This window comes from Streptomyces sp. 6N223, from assembly GCF_052246635.1.
Taxonomy (GTDB): Bacteria; Actinomycetota; Actinomycetes; order Streptomycetales; family Streptomycetaceae; genus Streptomyces.
Map to the genome: position 1 here is coordinate 31773 of NZ_JBQQCA010000007.1, position 25999 is coordinate 57771.

Sequence of the window (25999 nt, forward strand, 5' to 3'; positions counted from 1 at the left end):
ACGATCTGCTGGCCAACACTGGACGCATGACCCCTACAGCAGCCACCACAGCGACACGTTCGACACCTACGACACCGACCGGGACACCCACCACAACTCCCCGCGCTGCCGTGGAGATCTCGCGGCACCGCACCAGCCGGGGCACCGTCGTCTGGAGCCGCTGCAGCTGCGGCCGGCTCCGGATGGCCTACTCCCCCACCTCCCTCACCTCCCCCGACGAGCGCCCGCTGGTCGCCGGCGGCCGCACCCCGGGCTGCCCCGACTGCCCCTGAGACACCGCCCGTTGCGGCTGCGCCTGACCGTCACGCGCAGGTACATCGTCGTCACGCCTTCGTAACACCTGGAGTGAGACGATGGGCGCGTGGCCGCGAGGACGGGCTCGGACCCGCTGCAGACCTTTCGGAGCGCCTGCCACGAGGCGGCGCGCCGCACCCCGGACGTCACCTTCTACGAGCTGACCGAGGCGTGCGGCGCGCCCGAGGCATTCCACTCCGCCGCGATGAGCGACCGGCGGCTGCGCCACCGGATCGTCTGTCACCCCGCCACCGGCCACGTGGCGTTCGCCGCGCCGCCCGCCTACCCCGGCTCCGCCGAGCTGCGCTTCCGCGAACCCCCGGCCTGGGCCGAGGTGTTCGGCTGGTTCGGGCTGCGGGTGCTGCGGCCGGAGGTGCTCGCCACCCCGCTGGCGTCCGTGGACGTGAGCGGGTTGGGCCGCGAGGAGCGCGAGCGGCTGCGACGCGACCGGTCCCGCACCCTCGGCGAGCTGCTGTTCAGCTGGCGGACCGAGCGCGCGGCCCGGGGCGCCCGGCCAGGATGAGCAGCAGCTCCGGCAGAACCGCCAGGCTGTCGATGCGGTGCGGCCCGCCGTCGGCGTACGCCGCACCCGCCCCCGCACCCTCGCCCCGCCCGGCGCGGTCGAGCCAGATGCCGTGCAGCCCGGCCTCGTGAGCGGCGGCCGCGTCCGTCTCCGGCTGGTCGCCGACGTATGCCACCGCCGCCGGGGGCAGCCCGAGCGCCTCGCAGGCGGCGTGGAACGCCTCGGGCGCGGGCTTGGCGCACCCGAGCTGGTCGGAGCAGAGCAGCACCTCGAAGCGGTCCCGGACGCCGAGCGCGCGCAGCCTGCGGTCCTGGATGGGGTGGCTGGAGTTGGACAGCAGCCCGTGGCGATAGCCGCCGGCCAGCGCGTCGAGCGCGGGCAGCACGTCGGGGAAAAGGGCGTCCGTCCGCTCGCGGTGGTCCAGGTAGCGGCCGAACCAGGCGTCGGCCTCGGCGTCGCTCAGCGGCTGCCCGAGGAAGGCGCGGGCCCGCTCGCGGCGTTGGGCGCCGAAGGTCAGCTCGCCGTCGAGGAACCGCCGGTAGGTCTCCGTCATCACCACGTCCCAGCGTGCGAGCGCGGCCTCGGCCGCCTCGTCCAGGGCCGGGCCGTCGAGCAGCCCCTCCTCGGCGAAGTGCCGCAGCGCCGCCGCGCGGTCGCTGCCGGTGTAGTCGTAGAGCGTGTCGTCAATGTCCCACACCACCGCGCGAATCCCCATGCGCCGGACCGTAGCATCGGGCGCGTGCGGATCATGACGTGGAACCTGTGGTGGCGATTCGGGCCCTGGGAGCAGCGGCGCAAGGCGATCCTCGGCGTGCTGCGCGAGGAGCGGCCGGACGTCGTCGGGCTGCAGGAGGTGTGGGAGCTCGGCGGGGAGAACCTCGCCGGGTGGCTCGCCGACGAGCTTGGCATGCACTGGGCCTGGGCGCCGGGCGAGCTCCTGCCGCACTGGCGCGAGCGGCTCGGCGAGGTGCCCGGCGGCGTCGGCAACGCCGTGCTCAGCCGGTGGCCGATCGCGGAGAGCGCGGTGCTGCGGCTGCCGACGGGCGAGGGACCGGACGAGGTGCGCACCGCGCTGTACGCCCTGATCGAGGCGGAGCCGCTGCCGGTGCCCTTCTTCACCACGCACCTGCACTCCGCGCCCGCCGGGTCGGCGGTGCGCTGCGAACAGGTCCGCGCGCTGGCCCGGTTCGTCGCCGAGCGCCGCGGCCCGGGGCCCTTCCCGCCCGTCGTCACCGGGGACTTCAACGCCGAGCCTGACTCCGACGAGCTCCGGCTCTTCGGCGGCCACCTCACCGCGCCCGAGGTGCCCGGGCAGCTGATGCTGGACGCCTGGCGCTCCGCCGAGCCGGGCCAGCCCTGGGCCACCTGGGACGCGGTCAACCCCTACATCGCGGACTTCACCTGGTTCAGCGGCCGGATCGACTACATCCACGTCGGGCTGCCGCACCGGCCGGGCCTCGGACAGGTGCGGGCGGTGCGGCGCGCCGGGGACGGGCCGGTGGACGGCGTGTGGCCCTCGGACCACACGGCGGTCCTCGCCGACCTCAGGGACCGCTAGAGATCACGTCGGCGACGCCTCGCCGCGCCCGAGCTCCGCGAGCCGGGCCAGGGCGGGCAGGGCGTCCGCGAGCGCCCGCCGCTCCTCGGGGGTGAGCCGGGCGAGGAGCGGCCGCAGGTGGCGGGTGCGGTCGTCGTGGCGCGAGCGGCCGATCTCCCGGCCGGCCTCGGTGATGTGGACCAGGACCGCACGGCCGTCGCTCGGGTCGGGGCGGCGTTCCACCAGGCCCTCTCGCTCCAGCCGGGTGACGAGCTGGGTGATGCCGGGCTGGCTGATCTGCTCGGTCCTGGTCAGCTCGGACAGCCGCATCGGGCCGCGGAAGGCGAGGGTGTCCAGCACCGACAGCGTCGTGAAGGGCAGCTTCTCCAGCGCCGGGATCCGGATGCAGAAGCGGTTGAAGTCCTCGACGGCCGCGGTGAAGGCGCCCACGTCCAGGGCGTCGTCGGGTGTGCGGTCCACACCACCCACTATATACATCGCAAATTTATTTAAGCTGCTTATGCTGTTGCCATGACTGTTCGCCTCGGCATCAACGGCTTCGGACGGATCGGGCGCAACGTCTTCCGTGCCGCCGCCGCACGGAACGACGACCTGGAGATCGTCGCGGTCAACGACCTCGGCGACGTGGCGACCATGGCCCACCTGCTGGCGTACGACTCCATCCTCGGCCCCTTCCGGGGCGAGATCGCCGCCGAGCCCGGCGCGATCCGGGTCAGGGACACCGACGGGAACGCCACCGTCACGGTCCTGGCCGAGCGCGACCCCGCCGACCTGGCGTGGGGGAGATCAACCGGGCGTACGCCGAGGCCGCCGCCGGCCCGTACAAGGGGCTGCTCAGCTACACCGAGGCGCCCATCGTCAGCACCGACATCGTCACCAACCCCGCCTCCTGCGTCTTCGACGCCGAGCTCACCCGGGTGCTCGGCCCGCAGGTCAAGGTCGTCGGCTGGCACGACAACGAGTGGGGGTACTCCAACCGTCTGCTCGACCTCGCGCTCATGGTCGGCGCCGGCCTCTGAACGCCCGGCTCTCCGAACGCCCGGGACGGACCCCGCCGCCGCGGACGCCGCCTACAGCGCCGGGGCCGCCGGGCCGTCCGGCCGGGTGTGGCGGCCCTCCAGCACGTTCCGGGCGAGCTCGGCGACGGCCTCGTCGGGCAGCCGCCGGTAGCCCTCCTCCGTGACGAAGGCGACGATCGGGTAGAGCCGCCGCGTGAGGTCCGGGCCGCCGGTGGCGGTGTCCTCCTCGGCGGCGTCGTAGAGCGCCTGGATGGCGGCGGTGGCGATCTCCGCCTCGGCCATGCCCTCGCGGTAGAGCTTCTTCAGCGCCCCGCGGGCGAAGACCGACCCCGAGCCGGTGCCGGTGAAGGCGCGCTCCTCGTGGCAGTCGCCGGTGATGTCGAAGGAGAAGATCCGGCCGCGCCCGGCGGCCGGGTCGAAGCCGGCGAAGAGCGGCACGACGGCCAGGCCCTGCATGGCCATGCCGAGGTTCTCCCGGATCATCGTCGTCAGCCGGTTGGCCTTGCCGGCCAGCGTCAGGGGGATGCCCTCGACCTTCTCGTAGTGTTCGAGCTCCAGCCGGAACAGCCGCACCATCTCCACGGCCAGGCCGACGCTGCCCGCGATGCCGACCGCCGAGAACTCGTCGGCCGCGAAGATCTTCTCGGTGTCGCGGTGGGCGATCATGCTGGCCTGCGTCACCCGCCGGTCGCCGGCCAGCATCACGCCGTCGGCGTACTCGGCGGCGACGATCGTGGTGCCGTGCGGAATCGACGCGGCGTCAGGCACCGGCGGCAGCGGGCGGTTGGCGGGCAGCACCTCGGGGGCGTGCCGGGCGAGGAAGTCCAGGATCGAGGGCGGGCCCGGGTCGAGGAACGCGGGCGGCAGCTCCCCCCAGCCGGAGACGTCGACGGACACGGCTCTCCCCTCCTGTCCTTCTGACCTTGCGTTCGCGAACCGCTGCCATCCTAGGCGGTGGCGACCGAACGCCGAGGGGAGGGCGGGCCGTTCACAGGCCGACCGGCACCTGGGGCAGGTGTTCCCAGACCTGGCGCAGCGAGGTGAAGGAGCGTTCGGGCAGCCGCCGCAGCAGGTCGCCGAGCTGCGGGCGGGCCTCGGCGACGGCGGCGAGCATGTCCGCCCGGTCCACCGCGCCGTGTTCGAAGAGCGGAGCGAGATACTCGGCGATCTCCACCCGAGTGACCTCAGTCGACATGTCGGCAAAACCTCTGGGTGAGCCTGTGATCGGGGCGTGGCCCATCAAGCCAGCCCGCGGCGTACCGGCGCCGACGAGAGGGTGGACGGGCCGCGTCCGTTCGGTGACGGGCGGCGCGCAAAACCCATGTGACCGCCGATGAGGTGATAAGTAGGCTGCGCGGCATGAGCTGCGCCATTCGGGAGATGACCGTCTCCGACACCGACGCCGTCGCCCAGGCCCGGGTCCAGGGCTGGCGGCACGCCTACGCGGGCATCGTCCCGCAGCAGGTCATCGACGGGCTGGACACCGGCCGTGTCTCGGCCGGACTGCGCGACTCGCTGCCCGGCAAGCCAGTCGACCGCATCCATCTCGTCGCCGAGGACGCGGGCGAGGGCGTGATCGGCTGGGCCCACTTCGGCCCGTACCGGCCGATCGACGGCCTCGACGAGCCCGGCGGCGCGGCGGACGGCGGGGAGGAGCCCGGCTGGGGCGAGCTGTACGCGATCTACGTGCTCCCGGCGTTCATCGGCCTGGGCGTCGGCAGGGCGCTGATGGCCGCGACCCTCGACGGGCTGGCGGCGCGCGGCGAGGAGCGGGCGCGGCTGTGGGTGCTGCGCGACAACGCGCCCGCCCGCCGCTTCTACGAGCGCGCCGGCTTCCGGCCCGACGGCGCGGAGAACGTGCTGGACATGGACGGGGTGCCGGTGACCGAGGTCCGGTACGCGCGCACGCTCGCCGGGACGCCGTGACGCGGACCACAGGGATGGGCGGCCGACGAGGGGTGGCCAAGACGTTACCGCCCAGTTAATCTGCTCATGAGAGCGGACCTCCGCTCAGGCGGTTACTGACGCAGCGTCGGCACGGCGGGCCCCGGGACAGGGCCCGCCGCGGACTAGAGGCCGTGCCCCCGCACGGCCGTCTCCCTGGAGCCCGCGTTGCACCAGCCAGCCTCAGCCCCCTCCCTCCTGCTGCCCACCGTCGCCGTCGTGGGCCTCGGCACCATGGGCACCGGCATCGCCGAGGTGCTCGTCCGCTCCGGCCGCGAGGTCGTCGGCGTCGAGACCAGCGGCCCCGCCGCACGGCGCGCCGTGGCCGCACTGGAGGCCACCACCCAGCGCTCGGTGGACCGGCGCCTGATCACAAGCCACCAGCGGCGCGACCTGCTCGCCCGCTTCCGGGTCTCGGACTCGCTCAAGGCGGCCGCGCCCGCCGACCTCGTCATCGAGGTGGTCCCCGAGGACTACGCCCTCAAGGCCGCCGTCCTCGGCGCGCTCGACGACGTCGTCGGCCCGGAGGCCATCCTCGCCACGGGCACCAACGCGCTGCCCGTGACGCGGCTGGCGACCGAGACCGCCCGCCCCGGCCGCGTGCTGGGCCTGCACTTCTTCCACCCGGCCCCGGCGATGCGCCTGGTGGAGGTGGTCGCCCCGGCGCTCACCTCCCCCGGGGCGGTCGCCGCCGTCACGGCCCTGGCCCGCGAGCTGGGCAAGGAGCCGCTGCCCGCCGGGGACCGCCCGGGCCTGCTGGCCGACGGGCTGCTGTTCGGCTACCTCAACCAGGCGGCGGCCATGTTCGAGTCGCGCTACGCCAGCCGCGAGGACATCGACGACGCCATGCGGCTGGGCTGCGGGCTGCCGATGGGCCCGCTGGCGTTGCTCGACCTGATCGGCGTCGACGTCGCCCGTACCGTACTGGCGGCGCTCCACCAGCGCTCCGGCGACCGGCTGCACGCCCCCGCGCCCATGCTCGGCCAGCTCGCCGAGGCCGGGATGACCGGCCGCAAGGCCGGGCGCGGCTTCTACACCTACGAACGCCCGTACGCCGCCCGCGTCGTGCCCGACCGCCTCACCCCCGCCCGCGAGCGGCCCACGGGCGTGAGCCCGCGCCCGGTCGCCATGGTCGGCGTCGCCGGCTCCGGCACCATGGCGACCGGCATCGCCCAGGTCATGGCCACCGCCGGCTACCGGGTGGTGCTCGTGGCCCGCGGCGCCGCCAAGGCGAACGCCGCCCTCGACTGGATCGCCGCGTCGCTGAGCCGAGCCGTCGCCAAGGGCCGGCTCACCGGCCCCGAGCGCGAGGCGGCGCTGGCGCGGCTGGCGCCCGCCGCATCCCTCGACGAGCTGGCCCCGGCCGAGCTGGTGATCGAGGCGGTGGCCGAGGAACTCCCCGTCAAGCGGGGCGTCTTCGCCACCCTGGACGCCGTCTGCGCCCCCGGCGCGGTGCTGGCGACCACCACCTCCTCGCTCCCGGTGATCGCCTGCGCCCGCGCCACCGAACGCCCGCAGGACGTGATCGGCATGCACTTCTTCAACCCGGCCCCGGCGATGCGGCTGGTGGAGGTGGTGCGCACCGTGCTGACCGGCGACGCCGCCCACGCCACCGTCCGCACCGTCTGCGCCGCCATCGGCAAGCACCCGGTGGACTGCCGCGACCGCGCCGGCTTCATCGTCAACGCGCTGCTCTTCCCCTGCCTCAACAGCGCGGTGAGGCTCGTGGAGGAGCACTACGCTTCGCCGGAGGCCGTCGACACCGCGATGCGGCTGGGCGGCGGCTACCCGATGGGCCCCTTCGAGTTGCTCGACGTCGTCGGCCTGGACGTCTCGCTGGCCATCGAGGAGGCGCTCCACCGCGAGTTCGGCGAGCCCTCCCTCGCCCCGGCGCCGCTGCTGCGGCAGCTCGTCCGCGCCGGTTGCCTGGGCCGCAAGACCGGTCAGGGCTTCCACGCCTACGCCGGCGCCCCGACGCCGTGACCGCACAAAGCCCGAGCGGGCCGTGTGAGGCATGGAGTACGTTCCCTGCATGGCCCAGCCCGTGAAGACCGCCCGCCCGCAGACCTCCACCCAGCGCCTGAAGATGCGCCGCCAGCTCGCCGCGGCCGCGATGGAGCTGTTCGCCACGCGCGGGTACGCGGCCACCACGGTCGACGACATCGCCGCCGCGGCCGGGGTGGCCCGGCGGACCTTCTTCCGCCACTTCCGCTCCAAGGAGGAGGCGATCTTCCCCGACCACGACGACACGCTGGTGCGCGCCGAGGCGGTGCTGGAGGCCGCGCCCGCGCACGAGAACCCGATCGACACCGTCTGCCGGGGCATCAAGGAGGTCATGAAGATGTACGCCGCCGCCCCGGCGGTCTCCGTGGAGCGGTACAAGCTGACGCGCGAGGTGCCGGCGTTGCGGGAGCGGGAGATCGCCTCGGTCGCCCGCTACGAGCGGCTGTTCACGCGCTACCTGCTGGCGCGCTTCGACGAGGACTCCCACAACGGGGACGAGCCGCTGCTGGCGGAGGTCGCCGCCTCGGCCGTGGTGACCGCCCACAACCACGTGCTGCGGCGCTGGCTGCGGCGCGACGGGCAGGGGGACGTGGAGGCGGAGCTGGACCACGCCTTCGAGATCGTGCGTCACACCTTCGCGACGGTACCGGCGCTGGCCAGGAGGGGCGCGCCCCAGGTCGCCGCCGTCCCTGCCGCGGCCCCGGCGACGGCGCCGCCCGTCGTCACCTCGGCGCAGGGCGACGTGCTGGTGGCGGTGGCCCGCACCGACGCGCCGCTGAGCGAGGTCATGCGCACCATCAAGGAAGCGCTCACGGACAGGCCCTAGCCCCCCGCCTCCCGGATCCACGCCGTGGCGCGGGTCTCCTTCACGCTCACCTCGACCTGGCGGTACGCGCCGGGGTCGGCCGCGGCGCTGTGCCGCACCACCTCGTCGAAGAAGGGGTGCGACACGATCAGGACCAGGACGCCGGGCGAGGCGGCGAGCGCGGACCGCAGCACGCCGGCGTCGACCAGCCGGCAGGCCCGGATGACGGCCTGCCCGGCGACGCCCTGCCGGTCGTGCCGGACCTCCCCGGCGTGCAGCGCCATCCGCAGGCGGATCCGCGCCCTCGCGTCGTGGACGGCGTTGTGCTCCCGCAGCCCGGCGGCGAGCGCCTGCGGCAGGGACTCCACGAAGCGGCTCTTGGGCGCCTCGGGCGGCGCCAGCAGCAGCACGCCGTCGCCGCTGTCCTCGGTGTAGCAGTCGTCCCAGGCGAGGCCGGCCGCGTCGAACGCCCGCCTCAGCACGCGGTACAGGCCCTCCCGCACGGCGAGCTGGTGGGCGTCGGTGCGTCCGGGGTCGCTGAATCCGGCCACGTCCACCACCATGATCGTGCGGTGGACGGCGGCGGCGCCGTCCGGGCGGCCGGGAACGCCCCCCGGGCCGCCCGGGCCGCCCACCGGCCGGTCCGGGCCCTCGGCTCCGCCGGTGACGCTGTAGGCGACGGCGTTCTCCCCCGCCGCCATCGCGCCCGCGTCGACCCGGCCGCCGCTGATGACGATGCCGTTGTTCTCGCCGATGGGATCGCGTTTCCCGCTCAACTCCGCCCGCCTCCGCTCGTGGTCCCGCCCGTGCCACCGCCCGGGCCACCGCCCGCCCCGCCGACGCGCCCGGCGAGCCGGTTGACGGAGTTCATGGCCACCGAGCGGGCGCCCGTGCCCGCCGCGACGCTCCGCGCCGTGAGGGAGCCCTGCCCCGTGATGTACACGCCGTTGTTGAGGATGGTGGTCCGCCGCTCCTTCAGCTCGCTGACGTCGACCCCGTGCTCGTCCAGGAAGTCCACCAGCGCGTCCCAGATCCGCCGCTCGATCAGCCCGTCGTACATCTCGACATCCTGCTCCTGGAAGTACCGGTAGTACAGGTTGTCGCTCGCCGCCTCGCGGGGGGTGACGGACGCCCCGTAGTTGAAGGTGCGGTCCTTGATCGCGCGCTCCTCCTCGCGCCGCTTGGAGTTCTCCGCCAGCGGCTCGAACGCGGCCGCCAGCAGGCGCGGCACGCTGGAGACCATGCCCCCCAGCGTCGCCGCCGGGCCCGGGGCGAGCCGCAGGATCTGCCGAGGGGTGGGCTGCCCGAGCAGCCGGTCCACCACGCGGTAGCGCTCGCGGACGGGAGCCAGCAGCGAGGCGCTGGCCTCCACGTGCAGCAGGTCGCGGCGCGGCAGCAGCGTGAAGCGGAGGAAGAGCGTGACGACGAGTTCGCCGTGCCAGCCGGGGAGGCGGACGACGAGGTAGGGGCGGGTGCGCTGGTGGGGGTTGTCGCGCAGCCAGCTGAGCACGCCGTCCGGGACGCCGGGCGCCGGGGCGGCGAACCGGTCCGGCAGGACGGCGTCGCGCACGTGCGCGGGTTCGAGCTGGTGCAGCAGGTCGTTGCCGTTCACGAAGAGCCGGTTCTCCACCGCCGTGCCGGGCAGGCCGATCTCTCCCGCCGCCGTGGCCATGTGGGCGTACAGCTCGTGGACGGTGAAGGGCTCGACCGTCCTGCCCTCCCCCGGCGTGGCGACGTTCAGGGTGAGCGACCAGGCCCGGATGGTGCCGCCGTAGCCGACGAAGGGCCGGTACAGCGGGAAGACGGTCAGGTTGCCCCGCGTCTGGCCGCGGATCTCCGTCAGCCGGGCGGCGTCCGCGCGGGCGTTCGGCGCGGGAGCCCGCGCGGGGTCGAAGACGTCCCGGCGCAGGCCGGGGGCGAGGACGCGGTAGAAGGTCCACAGCTTCTCGCCGTAGACCACCAGCCATCCCAGCACCGCGCCCCAGAGGAGGGCGACGACGCCCAGCGAGGGCAGGAGCAGGAGGAACAGCAGGAGGATCGCGGCCAGGCACGCGTCGCGCCCGAGCTGCCGACGCCGGGCGGCCAGCCCGTACTTGAGTACCGTGACGAGGTCGACCTCGGGGGAGGAGGCGATGGCGCGGCGGCGCTCGCTCATCACCTTGAGCAGCGTGGCGTTGAACTGGGGGTCGATCTGCGCGGCCACGCACAGGTACCGCGTGGCGTCGTGGCGGCCGGTGGGTGTCGAAGGCTCCATACCCGGCATTGAAACGGCGGCGGCGGGACGGCGCTGTGTAATTTTTCACAGATTCACACAATAAACTCGTGCGCTCATCTGTGCGGTGGCGACGACAAGAGAGCGCAATTGTTGACACCGGGTGCCTTGCTTGGCGGCACACCGTGCCATAGCGTGGTGGCCGTTCCGGGCGCTGTCCCGACGCACCCGCGTGCCGCCCGGACGACCGCGTCACACGTAACCGCCCCGGACCGACGGCGTCTGCCGTCCCCTCGTGCGTTCGGAGGCACCACATGAAGGAGATCACCAGCGCGATCCTCGCCGGGGACGCGGACTCCGCCGAGTTCGGCGCGCTGCCGCTGCCGGAGTCCTACCGCGCCGTCACCGTGCACAAGGACGAGGCCGGGATGTTCCACGGCCTGCCCGGCGAGGCCAGGGACCCGCGCGCCTCGCTGCACCTGGACGAGGTCCCGGTGCCGGACGTCGGCCCCGGCGAGGCGCTCGTCGCCGTCATGGCCAGCTCGGTCAACTACAACTCCGTGTGGAGCGCGCTCTTCGAGCCCGTGCCCACCTTCGCCTTCCTGGAGCGCTACGGCAGGCGCTCGCCGCTGGCCGCCCGCCACGACCTGCCCTACCACGTCATCGGCTCCGACCTCGCCGGGGTCGTGCTGCGCACCGGCCCGGGCGTCACCGCCTGGCTCCCCGGCGACGAGGTGGTAGCGCACTGCCTGTCGGTGGAGCTGGAGGCGGCCGACGGCCACGACGACACGATGCTCGACCCCGAGCAGCGCATCTGGGGCTACGAGACCAACTTCGGCGGCCTCGCCGAGCTCTCCCTGGTCAAGGCCAACCAGCTCATGCCCAAGCCCCGCCACCTGAGCTGGGAGGAGGCCGCCGTCCCCGGCCTGGTCAACTCCACCGCCTACCGGCAGCTCGTCTCCCGCAACGGCGCCGCCATGAAGCAGGGCGACAGCGTGCTGATCTGGGGCGCCGGCGGCGGTCTCGGCTCCTACGCCACCCAGCTCGCGCTCGCGGGCGGCGCCACGCCCGTGTGCGTCGTCTCCAGCCCGGCGAAGGCGGAGATCTGCCGCCGCATGGGCGCCGAGGCCGTCATCGACCGGAGCGCCGAGGACTACCGCTTCTGGCGGGACGACCACACCCAGGACCCCCGCGAGTGGCGGCGCTTCGGCTCCCGCATCCGCGAACTGACCGGCGGCGAGGACGTCGACATCGTCGTCGAGCACCCCGGCCGCGAGACCTTCGGCGCCAGCGTCTACGTCACCCGCCGCGGCGGCACCATCGTCACCTGCGCCTCGACCTCCGGCTACCAGCACGCCTACGACAACCGCTACCTGTGGATGAGCCTGAAGCGGATCATCGGCTCCCACTTCGCGAACTACCGCGAGGCGTGGGAGGCCAACCGCCTCGTCGCCAAGGGCCGCATCCACCCCACGCTGTCGAGGACCTACCCGCTGGAGGAGACAGGCCGGGCCGCGTACGAGGTCCACCACAACCGCCACCAGGGCAAGGTCGGCATCCTCGCCCTCGCCCCGCACGAGGGCCTCGGCGTCCGCGACGCCTCGCTGCGCGAGGTTCACCTGGCCGCCATCAACCGGTTTCGCGAGGCCGGGGCTGCCCCCCAGGGCCCACCGGAGGGCTCCGGCCCCTGGACCCCCGGGGACGTGAAACGCCCGGAAGCGGGGTCCGGCCCCGGGCGGGGCCCCGAGGGCGAAGCCCTTGATGGGCCCCCGGCCCTCCACCGGGGGGTCCAGGGGGGCCGAGCCCCCTTGGTCACGGGAAGGGGCGGGGTGGGGGAAGACCCCTCGGCGCGCGACCACAGGAGCGCGTGACATGCCCCCGAGGCGCGACCACCCCTGGCTCATGCGCACGTACGCCGGCCACTCCACCGCCGAGGACTCCAACGCGCTCTACCGGCGCAACCTCGCCAAGGGCCAGACCGGCCTGTCCGTCGCCTTCGACCTGCCGACCCAGACCGGCTACGACCCCGACCACCCCCTCGCCCGCGGCGAGGTCGGCCGCGTCGGCGTGCCCGTCGCCCACCTCGGCGACATGCGGCGGCTGTTCGACGGCATCCCGCTCGCCCGCTCCAACACCTCCATGACCATCAACGCCACCGCCATGTGGCTGCTCGCCCTCTACCAGACCGCCGCCGAGGAGCAGGGCGCCGACCCCGCCGCGCTCCGCGGCACCACGCAGAACGACATCGTCAAGGAGTACCTCTCCCGCGGCACCCACGTCTTCCCGCCCGGCCCGTCCCTCCGCCTCACCACCGACCTGATCGCGCACGCCGTCCACCACCTCCCCCGCTTCAACCCGGTCAACATCTGCGGCTACCACCTCCAGGAGGCGGGCGCCACGCCCGTGCAGGAGATCGCCTACGCCATGGTCAACGCGATCGCCGTTCTCGACGCCGTCCGCGCCTCGGGCGAGGTCCCCGCCGACCGCCTCGGCGAGGTCGTCGGCCGCTTCTCCTTCTTCGTCAACGCCGGCGTCCGCTTCGTCGAGGAGATGTGCAAGATGCGGGCGTTCGCCCGGGTCTGGGACCGCATCACGCGCGAGCGCTACGGCGTCGCCGACCCGCGCCAGCGCCGCTTCCGCTACGGCGTGCAGGTCAACTCCCTGGGCCTGACCGAGGCCCAGCCGGAGAACAACGTGCAGCGCATCGTGCTGGAGATGCTCGGCGTCACGCTGTCGAAGGACGCCCGCGCCCGCGCCGTGCAGCTGCCCGCCTGGAACGAGGCGCTGGGCCTGCCGCGCCCCTGGGACCAGCAGTGGTCGCTGCGCGTCCAGCAGGTGCTGGCCGAGGAGAGCGACCTGCTGGAGCACGAGGATCTGTTCGCCGGCAGCCGGGTCGTCGAGGAGGTCACCGGGGCGATGGCCGCCGACGCCCTCGCCGAGATCGACCGCGTCCTCGGCATGGGCGGGGCGCTCGCGGCCGTCGAGTCCGGCTACCTGAAGTCCGAGCTGGTCGCCGCCCACGCCCGGCGGCGCGCGCGCATCGAGGCGGGCGACGAGCGCGTCGTCGGCGTCAACTGCCACACCGCGACCGAGCCGAGCCCGCTGACCGCCGGGCAGAAGGCCGCGACCCTCACCGTCGACCCCGGCGCCGAGGCGCGGGTGATCGAGGAGCTGGACCGCTGGCGCGGGGGCCGGGACGGGGCCGCCGCGCGGGTCGCGCTGGCCGGCCTGCGGCGTACGGCGGAGGGCGACGGCAACCTCATGCCCGTGTCCCTCGCCTGCGCCCGCGCCGGGGTCACCACGGGCGAGTGGGCCGGGGCCCTCAGGGAGGTCTTCGGCGAGTACCGGGCGCCCACCGGCGTCGGCGGCGCCCCGGTGCCGTCCCCGGTCGCCGCGCCCGGCCCGGCGCTGACGGCGCTGGTAGGGCTGCGCCGCGACGTCGCCGCCACCGCCCGCGAGCTCGGCGCGGGCCGGCTGCGGCTGCTGGTCGGCAAGCCGGGACTGGACGGGCACAGCAACGGCGCCGAGCAGATCGCGCTGCGCGCCCGCGACGCCGGTTTCGAGGTGATCTACCAGGGCATCCGGCTGACGCCCGAGCAGATCGCCACGGCCGCGCTCGCCGAGGACGTGCACTGCGTGGGTCTGTCCATCCTCTCCGGCTCCCACGCCCGCCTGGTGCCGGAGGTGCTGCGACGGCTGCGCGCGGACGGCGCCGGCGAGATCCCCGTCGTCGTCGGCGGCATCATCCCGGCCGCGGACGCCGCCGCGCTGCGGGCGGGCGGGGTGGCTGCGGTGTTCACCGCGAAAGACTTCGGTATCACGGACATCATCGGCCGCGTCCTCGACGAGATCCGCGCCGCCCACAGGCTCGACCCCCCGGAGGTCCCCTCATGACCGAGCACGCTCCCCTCCCGCAGCGCCCCCAGCGCCCGCGCCGCTCCTGCCTGGCCGTGCCGGGCAGCAGCGAGCGCTTCCTCGCCAAGGCCCAGGGTCTCGAGGCCGACATGGTCTTCCTCGACCTGGAGGACGCCTGCGCCCCGCTCGCGAAGGAGGGCGCGCGGCACGCCATCGTCAAGGCGCTCAACGAGGGCGAGTGGGGCGGCACAACGCGGGTGGTGCGGGTGAACGACTGGACCACACACTGGACCTACCGGGACGTCGTCACCGTGGTCGAGGGCGCCGGCGCCAGCCTGGACTGCCTGATGCTGCCCAAGGTGCAGGACGCGGCGCAGGTGCGGGCACTGGACCTGCTGCTGACCCAGATCGAGAAGACCATGGGCCTGCCGGTGGGCCGCATCGGCATCGAGGCGCAGATCGAGAACGCCCGCGGCCTGGTGAACGTCGATGAGATCGCCGCGGCCTCGCCCCGCCTGGAGACGATCGTCTTCGGGCCGGCCGACTTCATGGCCTCCATCAACATGAAGTCCCTGGTCGTCGGCGAGCAGCCGCCGGGATATCCGGCCGACGCCTACCACTACATCCTGATGCGGATCCTGATGGCGGCCCGCGCCCACGACCTCCAGGCCATCGACGGCCCCTACCTCCAGATCCGCAACGCCGACGGCTTCCGCGAGGTGGCACTCCGCTCGGCGGCGCTCGGCTTCGACGGCAAGTGGGTGTTGCACCCGGACCAGATCGCGGCCGCGAACGAGATCTTCTCGCCCTCGCAGGAGGACTACGACCACGCCGAGCTGATCCTGGACGCCTACGCCCACACCACCTCCGCCGAGGGCGGCGCGCGCGGCGCCGCGATGCTCGGTGACGAGATGATCGACGAGGCCAGCCGCAAGATGGCCCTGGTCGTCGCCGCGAAGGGCCGCGCGGCGGGCCTGAGCCGCACGTCCGCCTTCCAGCCCCCGGCGTCGTGAGCTTCACGAGCGCGCCATACCCACCGTTTCGCCGGAGGACAGCCCATGAGATTCGGCCGCGTCTTCGAGGAGTTCGCCGTCGGTGACGTCTACCGGCACTGGCCGGGCAAGACGGTCACCGAGTCCGACGACCACCTGTTCTGCCTGCTGACCATGAACCACCACCCGCTGCACCTCGACGCCAACTACGCCGAGCACACCGCCGACTTCGGCCGCAACGTGGTCGTCGGCAACTACGTCTACTCCCTCCTGCTCGGCATGTCCGTCCCCGACGTCTCGGGGCGGGCCATCGCCAACCTGGAGGTCTCCTCGCTCCGGCATATCGCCCCGGTCTTCCACGGCGACACCCTCTACGGCGAGACCACCGTCCTGTCCACGACGCCCTCGCGCTCCCGGCCCGACCGGGGCGTGGTCTCGGTGGAGACCCGGGGCCACAAGCAGGACGGCACCCTGGTCTGCGTCTTCAGGCGCAGCGTCATGGTGCCGACCGAGCGGTACCTGGCGGAGCACGGCGGCGCGCAGCCCGGCCGCCCCGAGCCGCGTGAGGGGGTGTGACGCATGGGCAGCGACCGCCGACTGGCCCGGACCGAGGGGCTCACCGACGTGCAGCGGGAGATCCTCGCCACCGTGCGGAGCTTTGTCGACAAGGAGATCATCCCGGTGGCCAGCGACCTGGAGCACCGGGACGAGTACCCCGGCGAGATCGTCGCGGGCCTGAAGGACCTCGGCCTGTTCGGGCTGACCATCCCGGAGGAGTACGGGGGCCTGGGCGAGTCGCTGCTCACCTACGCCCTGTGCGTGGAGGAGATCGCGCGCGGCTGGATGAGCGTCTCGGGGATCATCAACACCCACTTCATCGTCGCCCACCTCGTCCAGCACCACGGCACGCCGGAGCAGCGCGCGCACCTCCTGCCGCGCATGGCGGCCGGCGAGGTGCGCGGCGCCTTCTCGATGTCCGAGCCCGGCCTGGGCTCGGACGTGGCGGCCATCGCCGCCCGGGCGGTGCGCGCGCGGGACGGGTCAGACGCGTTCCTGCTCACCGGCCAGAAGATGTGGGTCACCAACGGCGGCACCGCCAGCCTCGTCGCCGTGCTCTGCCGCACCGGCGACAGCGCCGGCGGACACCGGGCGCTCACGGCGTTCCTCGTCGAGAAGGAGCCCGGCTTCGGCGAGGTCATGCCCGGGCTCACCATTCCCGGCACGATCCGGAAGATGGGCTACAAGGGCGTGGACACCACCGAGCTCGTCATGGACGGCCTGCGGATACCGGCCGACCGCGTCCTCGGCGGCGAGGCCGGGATCGGCCGCGGCTTCTACCAGATGATGGACGGCGTCGAGGTCGGTCGCGTCAACGTGGCCGCCCGTGGCTGCGGCGTCGCGCTGCGCGCCTTCGAGCTGGCCATCGCCTACGCCCAGGAACGCCGCGCCTTCGGGCGGCCGATCGCCGGGCACCAGGCGATCCAGTTCCGGCTGGCCGAGATGGCCACCCGGGTCGAGGCCGCGCACGCACTGACCGTCCGGGCGGCCCGGGCCAAGGACGCGGGCGGCCGGGGCGACCTGGAGGCGGGCATGGCCAAGTACCTGGCGGCGGAGTTCTGCAAGGAGGTCGTGGAGCACGCCTTCCGCATCCACGGCGGCTACGGCTTCTCCCAGGAGTACGAGATCGAGCGGCTCTACCGGGAGGCGCCCATGCTCCTCATCGGGGAGGGCACCGCCGAGATCCAGAAAATGATCATCGGGCGCCGTCTGCTGGAGGAGTACCGGGCCACGGGCGCGGGCCGCGCCGAACACCGGGCAGCATGACCACTATTTCCCTATATGCTCCGCCGTCGAATATCCGCCTATCACCGCCTGCTGCGGGCTTTGTCGCCCCCGTGTCGGGCGGGTGGCGCGGCCGCCGGTCAGGTCACGGCGATGGGGAGAAAGGGGCGGGAGATGTGACCGTGACCGGCCCGCTGGCTTGCCCAGTTGCCGTGGCGCACCTATAGCATTCCGGTAGCCGCCCCGCTTCGTAAGGTGCGGTTTCCCCGCAACGAAGGTCTCCCATGCCCCACCGCTCATCCCCCCTACCCGGCGGCCGGGTGCGGCTGGCTCGCGGCGCCTCGCCGTGGCTGCTGCCGACCGTGGCGGCCGCCGCCGTCAGCCTGGCGCGCTCCCGCCGCTCCGGGCGCTGGGCCGCGGCCGCCGTCCCCACCACCGCCCTCGCCGCGGCCATGCTGTGGTTCTTCCGCGACCCCGAGCGGGAGATCGGCACCGGCCGGGTGATCTCCCCGGCCGACGGCGTGGTGCAGAGCATCACGCCCTGGCAGGACGGACGGACGCGGGTGGCGATCTTCATGAGCCCGCTCAACGTCCACGTCAACCGCGCCCCCGTGGCGGGCACGGTCACCTCCGTCGAGCACATCCCGGGCGGCTTCGTCCCGGCGTTCGACAAGGAGAGCGAGAACAACGAGCGCGTGGTCTGGCGGCTGGCGTGCGAGCTCGGCGAGCTGGAGATGGTGCAGATCGCGGGCGCCGTGGCGCGCCGCATCGTGCCGTACGTGCCGGAGGGGACCAAGGTCGAGCAGGGGGAGCGGGTCGGGCTGATCCGCTTCGGTTCCCGCGTCGACGTCTACCTGCCGCAGGGCATCGAGCCGGCCGTGGAGGTCGGCGCGCGCACCACCGCGGGGGTGACGCGTCTTGACCGCGACTGAGAGCGAGTTCGGCCTGGACGACGACGTCGCCGACTTCGGCTCGATGGGCGCCGTGGGCGCCGTCGGCCCGGTCGGCGGCGTGACGGCCATGCGGGAGATCGGAGAGATCGACGAGGACGACGACATGCCGCTCTCGACGCGGCTGTCGATAGCGGACACGCTCACGCTGTCCAACGCCACCTGCGGCTTCCTCGCCGTGTACTTCACCACCACCGGCGTGCTCATCCCGCACCTGACGCACAGCGGCGACGCCGGTGTGGTGCGCAACAACGCCGCGACCGCCGTGCTGCTGATGCTGCTGGCCTCGGTCTTCGACCTCTTCGACGGGCTGGTCGCCCGCAAGCTGCGCAGCTCCGCCATGGGCGCCGAGCTGGACAACCTCTCGGACCTGATCAGCTTCGGCCTGGCGCCGGCGTACTTCGTCCTGGTGTGGGGCATGGTCGTGGGCGACGTGCACGAGCCGCTTTCCGCGCTCGCCGCGATCACCGTGCTGCTGGCCGTCGTGCTGCGGCTGGCGAGGTTCTCCTGCGTGGTCACGCCGGACGGCGTCTTCCAGGGCATGCCGAGCCCCTTCGGGGCGCTGACGGTGGTCTCGATCGTGCTGCTCCAGCTCCCCTTCACGCCGACGCTGATGGCGATCATCGGGGTGGCGTGGCTGATGGTGAGCCGCGTGGAGTACCCCAAGCCCCGCGGCCCGCTCGCCGGGGCGATGCTGTGCTGGATCCTGCTGAGCATGGCGCTGCTGGCGGCCTGGGCATTCGACGCGCCCGGCGGCGAGCTGCTGCTGCAGACCGGCTGCTCGCTCCAGCTCGTGCTCGGCGCGGTGATCCCCCTCTTCGCCACCGCCCGCCGGGTCAACGCCTTCCGCGACCACCGCCGCGAGGCGCGGGCGGGCACGACGCGGGTGTAGCGGGCGGCGCCGCTGTCGGTGGCGCGTAGCAGAATGGCCCGCATGGAGATCACGAAGAAGGGCCACTCCTGCGTCCGGCTCACGAAGGAGGGGCGGACCCTCGTCATCGACCCCGGCGGCTTCAGCGAGGAGGACGCGGCGCTCGGCGCCGAGGCGGTGCTCGTCACGCACGAGCACCCGGACCACTTCGACGAGGGGCGGCTGCGTGCCGCCCTCGACGCCGATGCCGCCACCGAGCTGTGGACGCTGCGCAGCGTCGCCGAGCGGCTGGCGCCCGCCTACCCGGGCCGGGTCCACGAGGTCGGCGAGGGCGACACCTTCCGCGCGGCGGGCTTCGACGTCGAGGTCCACGGCCAGCTCCACGCCGTCATCCACCCCGACCTCCCCCGCATCACCAACGTCGGATACGCCGTGGACGACGGGGCCCTCTTCCACCCCGGGGACGCCCTGACCGACCCCGGCCGCCCGGTGCGGACCCTGCTGCTGCCGGTCCACGCCCCGTGGAACAAGTTCTCCGAGATCCTGGACTACGTCCGCCGGCTCGCGCCCGAGCGGGCCCTGGCCATCCACGACGGCCTGCTCTCCGACGCCGGGCTCGCGGTCTACGGCCGCAACCTCGGCCCGCAGGGGCCGGGGCTCGGCGGCGCGGACTATGCGAGGCTGGCCCCGGGCGAGTCCGCCGCCCTCTGAGGCCGTCCACGGCCGCTGTCCAAGACTTGGGAATCCTCATGCGCGTCGCCACATGGAACATCAACTCGATCACGGTCCGGCTCGACCGTCTGCTGGCCTGGCTGGAGAGCAGCGGCACCGACGTGCTCTGCCTCCAGGAGCTCAAGTGCCCGCCCGAGGCCTTCCCGGCCGAGGCGCTGCGCGAGCGGGGGTACGAGGCGGCCGTGCACGCCGCCGGCCGGTGGAACGGGGTCGCCGTGCTCTCCCGCGTCGGCCTCGAGCGGGAGTCGACGGGCCTCGACGACGCCCCGGCGTACGAGGGCGTCGTCGAGCCGCGCGCGGTGACCGCCACCTGCGGCGGCGTGCGGGTCTGCTCGGTGTACGTGCCCAACGGCCGCGACGTCGACCACGCGCACTACGCCTACAAGCTGCGCTGGCTGGAGGCGCTGCGCGCCACCGTCGCCGCCGACGCCGCCGGGAGCGTTCCCTTCGCCGTGCTGGGCGACTTCAACGTGGCCCCCGCCGACGAGGACGTGTGGGACATAGCGCTCTTCGAGGGCGCCACGCACGTGACCGCCTCGGAGCGGGCGGCCCTCGCCGCGCTGCGCGACGCGGGCCTGTCCGACGTCGTGCCGCGCCCGCTGAAGTACGACCGGCCCTACACGTACTGGGACTACCGGCAGCTGTGCTTCCCCAAGAACAAGGGCATGCGCATCGACCTGGTCTACGGCAACCGGCCCTTCGCCGAGGCCGTCAAGGACGCCTACGTCGACCGCGAGCAGCGCAAGGGCAAGGGCGCCTCGGACCACGCGCCGGTCGTCATCGACCTGGATGTGTAGCCGCCTGACCGTCGTGTGAACAACCCGGCGACATGAACGGCACATTGCCGGAGATTGCCGTGTGTTGCAGCGCGCCGGTGGTGCGGAGTGGGTGGGGGATGCCACCCTGTGAGCTATGAACATCCCTTTCCTGGACAACTGGCGCAAGCGCCCAGCCGACAAGGCCGACGAGGCGTGGCCGGATCCCGAAGGGGTGGCGCAGCTTCTCTCCGAGTGCGAGCTGCTGCGGGCTCGCGCCACCAGCGCAGGCGTCGACCTCGGCGACGACGCCCCCGAGTCCCTCGAGGCCCTCGACCAGCTGCTCCCCCGCTGGCGGGACGACCCCGAGGAGCTCCGCTGGCTCGGCAACGACGCGGGCCTCTACCTGGGCACGGTCATCGTGCGCCACGTGCCCGGCGCCCACTGGGGTCCCGGGCCCGAGGGCCATCCGATCGTCGTGATGGCCTCGGGCCGCGAGATCGACGTGGTCACCGCCGGCCAGGAGTGGGCGGAGGCGGGCACGCCCGAGCTGTCCCAGGTCTACGCCGAGGCCTCCGAGCCGTAGCCGCACGCCGTAGCCATAGCCGTGGCCGCAGCCGCAGGCGCTTCCACCGCCGCTACTCGCCGAAGGTGATGGCGTACTCCAGGCGCCACCGGTCGCCGGGCACCACCGTGTCCGAGGTCTCCACCGGGCGGTCGTCGGCGTCGTAGTGGGTGCGCTCCACGGCCGTCACACACTGCCCCGGCGAGCAGCCCAGCGCCTCCGCCTCGGGGCTGGTCGCGGGCCGCGAGGCCACGGACTCCCGGGCCCGCACCACGCGGATGCCGATCGCCGCGAAACGCCCCCGCACGCCCCGGCGCGCGTACGGGCCGCGCTCGGGGAACGCCACGTCGGTGCCCTCGGTGAGGGCCAGCGGCTCCCAGCTCGTGGCCAGCTGCAGCGGGCGCCGGTCGGCCAGGTACTCGTACTGGGTGCACATCACCCGGTCCCCGGGGCGCAGCCTGAGCCGCTCGGCGATCAGCGGCGGCGCCACGGTCGTCGTCGAGGTGGCCTCCCACACCAGGTCCGGCCCGCCCGGGGACGAGCCGTTCGCCCTCCCCCCGCCGCCGGCCCCGTCCCGCCGTCCGAGGCTGACGCGGGCGGCCAGCGGGCTGTCCACGGCGTCGGTGGAACGCAGCAGCGAGCCGATCGGCGCGCGGTCGCTGACGAACACCCCCTTGCCGAACAGCCCGGTGGCGTACCCGGCGGCCTTCAGCACCCGCACCGCCCGGTCCACCGTCTGATCGCTCGCCGCGTACGTCCTCTTCAGCTCGGCGCGCGAGGGCAGCCGCGCCCCCACTCGGAGCATCCCCTCGTCGATCTGCTGCCGCAGGTCATCCGCGATCCGCTGGTACACCGGCCGGGCGTCGCCCATCCCCGTCTCCCTTCCGCACGACTCACTGCCGTACGTACCCGTCAGCGGCTACCAGGTCACACCGCGTCAACGATGTCAAAGATCCTTTGCGGTGAGCTTGGGCTGCGGCGTGGTGGCGGCCTTCGTCACGTCCTTGACCAGCTCGACCACGTCCGGGCCGTACGCCTGCGAGTTGACGACCTTCAGCAGCAGGCAGAAGTTGCCGCCCGAGCCGTACTTGCGGGCCAGGCGCGTGTGGTGCTTGGCGAGGTAGCGGGCGGCGGCCTGCTGAGTGATCGACCGCTGCCCGCAGGCGAGGAAGACCGGACGGCCCTCCTGTCCGGCCGTCAGGCGCGCCAGGAGCACGTGCTCCACCGAGCCGTTCTCCAGCCGGTAGCGCTCGCTGCCGATGACGAACGCCCCCCGGTCCGGCCCGGGATCGGTGTCGGTGTTCACCGCGACACCGGGCAGCAGCGAGTACAGGTGGGCGGCCATCCGCCGGTTCGCGACAGGGCCGCCGATGCAGAACTCGGTGCGCTCACCGAAACTCTGCTGGGCGCTTTCGCCCGATATGATCTGCGCCTTGGCCCGGCAGTTCTTGACGACCGCGGACAGCTCCAGCAGCGCGAAGACGTCGTTGCGGGCCACCGAGCCGTCGGCGGTGGTGTCGCGGCTGACGACCAGCACGCATTCGGAGTTGTCCGGCAGCCCGAAGAAGTCCTGCAGGCGGCGCAGCGCGCGGTCGTAGAAGTAGCTCCGCACCATCCAGCCGAGGACGAGGGCGGCCACGGCGGTCGTCGCCACCGCGATGAGGAGGGTGAGCAGGTCGTCATCCATGGCCGGGGAGCCTACCGGCGCGGCGGGGCGGCCGACAGATCAGGAAACCTGACGGAATCGGCGACGTTACGCGGATGCTCTTGCCACGTTGGGTGACGGCTCCTACGGTCACAGCACGTCTACGCGTGTCAGGGAGCAGCTCATGCCGGATGCACAGACCGACGTGGTGCGGGCCGCGCTCGTCCAGGCCCTGGCCAACCTGGGCTGGCCGGTCTCCGACACCGCCGCGGGCCGGACCGGCGTGTACATCTGCCGCGTCGGCTCCGAGCCGTACGGAGACAACGACTTCTACGGCCGCGACCGCCGGCCGGACGCCTACGACGCGCTGGTGCGGCCGTGAACGCCGCGCCCGGGCCCGGGCCCGGGCCCGGGCCCCAGGGTCCGCACGAGGAGCTGCTCGCCCGCCAGCGGGTGGTGCTGCCGGACTGGCTCGCGCTCTACTACGACCGGCCCATCGAGATCACCCACGGCGAGGGCCGCCACGTCTGGGACGCCGAGGGGCGGCGTTACCTGGACTTCTTCGGCGGCATCCTCACCACCATGACCGCCCACGCCCTGCCGGAGGTGACGAAGGCGGTCGCCGAGCAGGCCGGGCGGATCCTGCACACCTCCACCCTCTACCTCAACCGCCCGATGACCGAGCTGGCCGAGCGGATCGCCGCGCTGTCCGGCATCCCCGACGGCCGGGTCTTCTTCACCACCTCCGGCACCGAGGCGAACGACACGGCGCTGCTGCTGGCCACGGCGCACCGCGGCTCCAACCAGGTGCTGGCGATGCGCAACAGCTACCACGGCCGGTCCTTCGCCGCCATCGGCATCACGGGGAACGCCTCCTGGGCGGCGACGAGCCTGTCCCCGCTGCGCACGTTCTACCTGCACGGCGGCGTACGCCACCGCGGCCCGTTCGCGGGCCTGGGGGACGAGGAGTTCATCGCCGCCTGCGTCGCGGACCTGCGGGACACGCTGGCGCAGACCCGGGGCAACGTCGCCGCGCTGATCGCCGAGCCGGTCCAGGGCGTCGGCGGCTTCACCTCGGGACCCGACGGGCTGTTCGCCGCCTTCCGCGAGGTGCTCGCCGAGCACGGCATCCTGTGGATCAGCGACGAGGTGCAGACCGGCTGGGGCCGCACCGGCGACCACTTCTGGGGCTGGCAGGCGCACGCCGCCGCGGGCCCGCCGGACATGCTGACCTTCGCCAAGGGCATCGGCAACGGCATGTCCGTGGGCGGCGTCGTGGCCCGCGCCGAGGTCATGAACTGCCTGGATGTCAACTCCGTGTCCACCTTCGGCGGCAGCCCCGTCACCATGGCTGCCGGGCTCGCCAACCTCGGCTATCTCCTCGAACACGACCTCCAGGGCAACGCCCGGCGCGTCGGCGCGCTGCTGAGGGATCGCGTCCGGGAGGCGGCCGCGGGCGTGGACATCGTCCGCGAGGTGCGCGGCCGGGGCCTGATGATCGGGGTGGAGGTGGTCCGGCCGGGCAGCGGCGAGCCCAGCGCCGAGGCGGCCTCGCTGGTGCTGGAGGCCGCCCGCGAGCAGGGGCTGCTCATCGGGAAGGGCGCGGGCCCGGGCGGCACCGCGCTGCGCATCGCGCCGCCGCTGACGCTGACGGCCGCCGAGGCCGAGGAGGGCGCGGAGATGCTGGGCCGCGCGCTGGCCGAGGCGGCGACGGCGTTGACGTGAGCGCGCCGGCCGCGCGGCACCGGGCGGGCTCCACTCCTGCTGCAGCGGCCGCCTTCCGCCCCACGCGACGACTTCCTTCGCATCGCAGTCGCCGCAGGTGGCTGACGGGTTGTCGCCGTCCGACGCTTTCCGGCATCCTCCGGAGGTTTTCCGGTCTCCCGGCACGCGCAGCGGCTCGGGCGGGGGCCGCGCCCCCGGCTGACCGGCCGGACAGCACCACCCACCCCGGGCAAGGGGCCTGCCCGGAACCCGCGACGGCGACCGACGCGCCCCCTGGACAGCCCTCGGAAGCGGCGTTACACCCAAACCCATGTCCTCCCCCACACCCCCCTCGCGCCCCACCCACACCCCCACCCGGCGCTCCCTCCTCGGCGCCGCCACCCTCGCCGGCGCGGCCGCCGCCTTCGGCGTACCGCAGGCGCTGTGGCCCGCCACCGCCTCCGCCGCGTACGAGGTGCCCGCCCGCCAGCGGTGGTGGTACGAGGCCCGGTTCGGCATGTTCATCCACTTCGGCTCCTACTCCCACCTGGGCCACGGCGAATGGGCCTTCAACCAGGAGGGCTGGACCAAGGCCGACTACCAGACCGAGGTCTCCCGGCCCTTCAACCCCACCGCCTACGACCCCGCCGCCATCGCCGAGCTCGCCGCCAACGCCGGGATGAAGTACCTGGTCATCACCGCCAAGCACCACGAGGGCTACGCCATGTGGGATTCCCGGGTCCCCAGCTTCACCGACACCACCGGCGGCAGCCTGTACAACCTGTACGCCTACAGCGGCTACGCCGGCGGCGACCTGCTCGGCCGGCTGAAGGCCGAGTGCGAGCAGCGCGGCGTCGCCTTCGGCCTCTACTACTCGATCCTCGACTGGTGCCACCCCTCGCAGACCATGCAGGGCAGCTTCTCCCGCATGGCGTCGCTTCAGGCTCGCGCGGCGTACATCACGGACATGAAGGCGCAGCTGCGGGAGCTGATCGACCGGTACGACCCGGCGATCCTGTGGTTCGACGGCGACTGGTGCGGCAGCCCCTCCTCCCCCACCCTGGACGAGTGGTGGATCGAGGCCGACGGCCGCGACCTCTACGACTGGTTGCTGTCCCGCAGCCCCGACATCGTCGTCAACGAGCGCGTCAAGCGCGGCTTCGGCCTCGGCGACTTCGACTGCCCGGAGCAGACCGTGCCCGCGGCGCCGCTGGAGCGGCCATGGGAGACCTGCGCCACCATGAACGGCACCTGGGGCTACACCGACTGGGCCGAGAGCAACTACCGCTCCGTGCCCACCCTCGTCCAGGAGCTGGTCACCGTCGTCTCCCGCGACGGCAACTACCTGCTCAACATCGGCCCGCGCGGCGACGGCGCCGTCCCCGAGGGCTCGGTCGCCGTCCTCGACGGCTTCGCCGCCTGGATGGCCGCCAACGCCGACAGCGTCCACGGCACGCTCGGCAGCCCCTTCGCCTCCGAGCCCGAGTGGGGCCGCCTCACGGCCAAGGACGGCAAGCTCTTCGCCCACGTCTTCGCCTGGCCGGCCGACGGCGTGCTGCGCATCCCGCAGCCCGCCAACGCCGTCCGCCGCGTCTCGCTGCTGTCCGCCCCCGGCACGCCGCTGGACCACGCCACCGCCGGCGGCACCCTGAACGTCACGGTCCCGGCCGAGGCGCCCGACGCCGCCGACTCCGTGGTGCTCGTCGAGGTCGAGGGCATGCCGCGGGCGGCCGGCTCGAGGTGAGCTGTCCGCGTCCCGCCGCATCCCCGTCACGCCGCACTGGCGTTC

The 25999-nt window shown here is 73.5% G+C and carries 26 protein-coding genes and 2 pseudogenes; 20 read left to right on the forward strand and 8 right to left on the reverse strand.

What is annotated here, in order from left to right; translation table 11 throughout:
- Positions 1 to 110: 110 nt before the first annotated feature.
- Both ACTWQH_RS07145 and ACTWQH_RS07150 read left to right on the forward strand, forming a co-directional pair.
- Positions 111 to 272, forward strand: coding sequence for a hypothetical protein (locus ACTWQH_RS07145; RefSeq protein ID WP_443285504.1), 162 nt, complete (start codon positions 111 to 113; stop codon positions 270 to 272).
- 89 nt (positions 273 to 361) lie between these two features.
- Positions 362 to 817: a hypothetical protein gene (locus ACTWQH_RS07150; protein ID WP_443285505.1), complete on the forward strand. Its 456-nt coding sequence runs from the start codon at positions 362 to 364 to the stop codon at positions 815 to 817.
- Here ACTWQH_RS07150 and ACTWQH_RS07155 read toward each other — a convergent pair.
- Positions 771 to 1532 (reverse strand): HAD family hydrolase, encoded by a 762-nt coding sequence (locus tag ACTWQH_RS07155; RefSeq protein ID WP_443285506.1) that lies wholly within the window; start codon positions 1530 to 1532, stop codon positions 771 to 773. The two genes, ACTWQH_RS07150 and ACTWQH_RS07155, sit on opposite strands and share 47 nt — an antisense overlap.
- Before the next feature lie 33 nt (positions 1533 to 1565).
- Here ACTWQH_RS07155 and ACTWQH_RS07160 point away from each other — a divergent pair, with 33 nt between their 5' ends.
- Positions 1566 to 2375: an endonuclease/exonuclease/phosphatase family protein gene (locus tag ACTWQH_RS07160; RefSeq protein WP_443285598.1), complete on the forward strand. Its 810-nt coding sequence runs from the start codon at positions 1566 to 1568 to the stop codon at positions 2373 to 2375.
- A 3-nt stretch (positions 2376 to 2378) separates the two neighbouring features.
- Here the strand turns inward: ACTWQH_RS07160 and ACTWQH_RS07165 are convergent, their stop codons facing one another.
- Complete coding sequence (locus tag ACTWQH_RS07165; RefSeq protein WP_443285507.1) at positions 2379 to 2834, reverse strand: MarR family winged helix-turn-helix transcriptional regulator; 456 nt, start codon at positions 2832 to 2834, stop codon at positions 2379 to 2381.
- Between the two features lie 51 nt (positions 2835 to 2885).
- On the opposite strand from ACTWQH_RS07165, the pseudogene ACTWQH_RS07170 reads away from it, so the two are divergent.
- Positions 2886 to 3394: pseudogene (locus ACTWQH_RS07170) on the forward strand (glyceraldehyde 3-phosphate dehydrogenase NAD-binding domain-containing protein).
- Between the two features lie 51 nt (positions 3395 to 3445).
- Here ACTWQH_RS07170 and prcB read toward each other — a convergent pair.
- Entirely contained in the window at positions 3446 to 4291 is an 846-nt protein-coding gene (gene prcB, locus ACTWQH_RS07175) for a proteasome subunit beta (RefSeq protein WP_443285508.1), read from the reverse strand.
- Positions 4292 to 4382: 91 nt separating this feature from the next.
- Positions 4383 to 4589 (reverse strand): hypothetical protein, encoded by a 207-nt coding sequence (locus tag ACTWQH_RS07180; RefSeq protein WP_443285509.1) that lies wholly within the window; start codon positions 4587 to 4589, stop codon positions 4383 to 4385.
- A gap of 164 nt (positions 4590 to 4753) precedes the next feature.
- Here ACTWQH_RS07180 and ACTWQH_RS07185 point away from each other — a divergent pair, with 164 nt between their 5' ends.
- The 3 genes from ACTWQH_RS07185 (at position 4754) to ACTWQH_RS07195 (ending at position 8168) form a co-directional block, all read left to right on the forward strand.
- The gene (locus tag ACTWQH_RS07185; RefSeq protein WP_443285510.1) at positions 4754 to 5320 is read left to right on the forward strand and encodes a GNAT family N-acetyltransferase; all 567 of its coding nucleotides are present in this window, start codon (positions 4754 to 4756) and stop codon (positions 5318 to 5320) included.
- A gap of 252 nt (positions 5321 to 5572) precedes the next feature.
- Positions 5573 to 7321 carry a 3-hydroxyacyl-CoA dehydrogenase family protein gene (locus tag ACTWQH_RS07190; protein WP_443285599.1) on the forward strand — a complete coding sequence of 583 codons (1749 nt, stop codon included), beginning with the start codon at positions 5573 to 5575 and terminating at the stop codon, positions 7319 to 7321.
- A gap of 31 nt (positions 7322 to 7352) precedes the next feature.
- The gene (locus ACTWQH_RS07195) at positions 7353 to 8168 is read left to right on the forward strand and encodes a TetR family transcriptional regulator (RefSeq protein WP_443285511.1); all 816 of its coding nucleotides are present in this window, start codon (positions 7353 to 7355) and stop codon (positions 8166 to 8168) included.
- Here ACTWQH_RS07195 and ACTWQH_RS07200 read toward each other — a convergent pair.
- Entirely contained in the window at positions 8165 to 8923 is a 759-nt protein-coding gene (locus ACTWQH_RS07200; RefSeq protein ID WP_443285512.1) for a hypothetical protein, read from the reverse strand. The two genes, ACTWQH_RS07195 and ACTWQH_RS07200, sit on opposite strands and share 4 nt — an antisense overlap.
- A complete protein-coding gene (locus tag ACTWQH_RS07205) occupies positions 8920 to 10401 on the reverse strand; it encodes a hypothetical protein (RefSeq protein WP_443285513.1) in 1482 nt (493 codons plus the stop codon). The genes ACTWQH_RS07200 and ACTWQH_RS07205 overlap by 4 nt, the downstream gene beginning before the upstream one ends.
- A gap of 272 nt (positions 10402 to 10673) precedes the next feature.
- Here ACTWQH_RS07205 and ccrA point away from each other — a divergent pair.
- From ccrA to ACTWQH_RS07255, 10 genes and pseudogenes are all read left to right on the forward strand, one after another.
- Positions 10674 to 12002: pseudogene (ccrA, locus tag ACTWQH_RS07210) on the forward strand (crotonyl-CoA carboxylase/reductase); the annotation flags it as partial.
- Positions 12003 to 12231: 229 nt separating this feature from the next.
- Positions 12232 to 14253, forward strand: a complete 2022-nt coding sequence (locus ACTWQH_RS07215) for a protein meaA (RefSeq protein WP_443285514.1) — start codon at positions 12232 to 12234, stop codon at positions 14251 to 14253.
- Complete coding sequence (locus ACTWQH_RS07220) at positions 14250 to 15227, forward strand: HpcH/HpaI aldolase/citrate lyase family protein (RefSeq protein ID WP_443285515.1); 978 nt, start codon at positions 14250 to 14252, stop codon at positions 15225 to 15227. Before ACTWQH_RS07215 ends, ACTWQH_RS07220 begins: the two co-directional genes overlap by 4 nt.
- A 45-nt stretch (positions 15228 to 15272) precedes the next feature.
- On the forward strand, positions 15273 to 15782 hold the full coding sequence (locus ACTWQH_RS07225; RefSeq protein WP_443285516.1) for a MaoC family dehydratase: 510 nt from the start codon (positions 15273 to 15275) through the stop codon (positions 15780 to 15782).
- Positions 15783 to 15785: 3 nt separating this feature from the next.
- Entirely contained in the window at positions 15786 to 17030 is a 1245-nt protein-coding gene (locus tag ACTWQH_RS07230) for an acyl-CoA dehydrogenase family protein (protein WP_443285517.1), read from the forward strand.
- A gap of 242 nt (positions 17031 to 17272) precedes the next feature.
- On the forward strand, positions 17273 to 17920 hold the full coding sequence (locus tag ACTWQH_RS07235; RefSeq protein ID WP_443285518.1) for a phosphatidylserine decarboxylase: 648 nt from the start codon (positions 17273 to 17275) through the stop codon (positions 17918 to 17920).
- A gap of 88 nt (positions 17921 to 18008) precedes the next feature.
- Positions 18009 to 18830, forward strand: coding sequence for a CDP-diacylglycerol--serine O-phosphatidyltransferase (pssA, locus tag ACTWQH_RS07240; RefSeq protein ID WP_443285600.1), 822 nt, complete (start codon positions 18009 to 18011; stop codon positions 18828 to 18830).
- 42 nt (positions 18831 to 18872) lie between these two features.
- Positions 18873 to 19520: an MBL fold metallo-hydrolase gene (locus ACTWQH_RS07245; RefSeq protein WP_443285519.1), complete on the forward strand. Its 648-nt coding sequence runs from the start codon at positions 18873 to 18875 to the stop codon at positions 19518 to 19520.
- Positions 19521 to 19558: 38 nt separating this feature from the next.
- Complete coding sequence (locus ACTWQH_RS07250; protein ID WP_443285520.1) at positions 19559 to 20338, forward strand: exodeoxyribonuclease III; 780 nt, start codon at positions 19559 to 19561, stop codon at positions 20336 to 20338.
- Positions 20339 to 20453: 115 nt separating this feature from the next.
- A complete protein-coding gene (locus ACTWQH_RS07255; RefSeq protein WP_443285522.1) occupies positions 20454 to 20882 on the forward strand; it encodes a DUF6278 family protein in 429 nt (142 codons plus the stop codon).
- Positions 20883 to 20934: 52 nt separating this feature from the next.
- On the opposite strand, the gene ACTWQH_RS07260 is transcribed toward ACTWQH_RS07255, so the two are convergent.
- Together ACTWQH_RS07260 and ACTWQH_RS07265 are read right to left on the reverse strand one after the other, a co-directional pair.
- Complete coding sequence (locus ACTWQH_RS07260) at positions 20935 to 21732, reverse strand: GntR family transcriptional regulator (protein ID WP_443285523.1); 798 nt, start codon at positions 21730 to 21732, stop codon at positions 20935 to 20937.
- 75 nt (positions 21733 to 21807) lie between these two features.
- A complete protein-coding gene (locus tag ACTWQH_RS07265; protein ID WP_443285524.1) occupies positions 21808 to 22548 on the reverse strand; it encodes a hypothetical protein in 741 nt (246 codons plus the stop codon).
- A 142-nt stretch (positions 22549 to 22690) separates the two neighbouring features.
- Between ACTWQH_RS07265 and ACTWQH_RS07270 the strand changes: the two genes are divergently transcribed.
- The 3 genes from ACTWQH_RS07270 to ACTWQH_RS07280 all read left to right on the forward strand — a co-directional run bounded on the left by ACTWQH_RS07270 (position 22691) and on the right by ACTWQH_RS07280 (position 25954).
- The gene (locus ACTWQH_RS07270) at positions 22691 to 22888 is read left to right on the forward strand and encodes a hypothetical protein (RefSeq protein WP_443285606.1); all 198 of its coding nucleotides are present in this window, start codon (positions 22691 to 22693) and stop codon (positions 22886 to 22888) included.
- Between the two features lie 53 nt (positions 22889 to 22941).
- Positions 22942 to 24231, forward strand: a complete 1290-nt coding sequence (locus ACTWQH_RS07275) for an aspartate aminotransferase family protein (protein WP_443285601.1) — start codon at positions 22942 to 22944, stop codon at positions 24229 to 24231.
- 310 nt (positions 24232 to 24541) lie between these two features.
- The gene (locus ACTWQH_RS07280) at positions 24542 to 25954 is read left to right on the forward strand and encodes an alpha-L-fucosidase (RefSeq protein WP_443285525.1); all 1413 of its coding nucleotides are present in this window, start codon (positions 24542 to 24544) and stop codon (positions 25952 to 25954) included.
- The last annotated feature ends 45 nt before the right edge of the window (positions 25955 to 25999 follow it).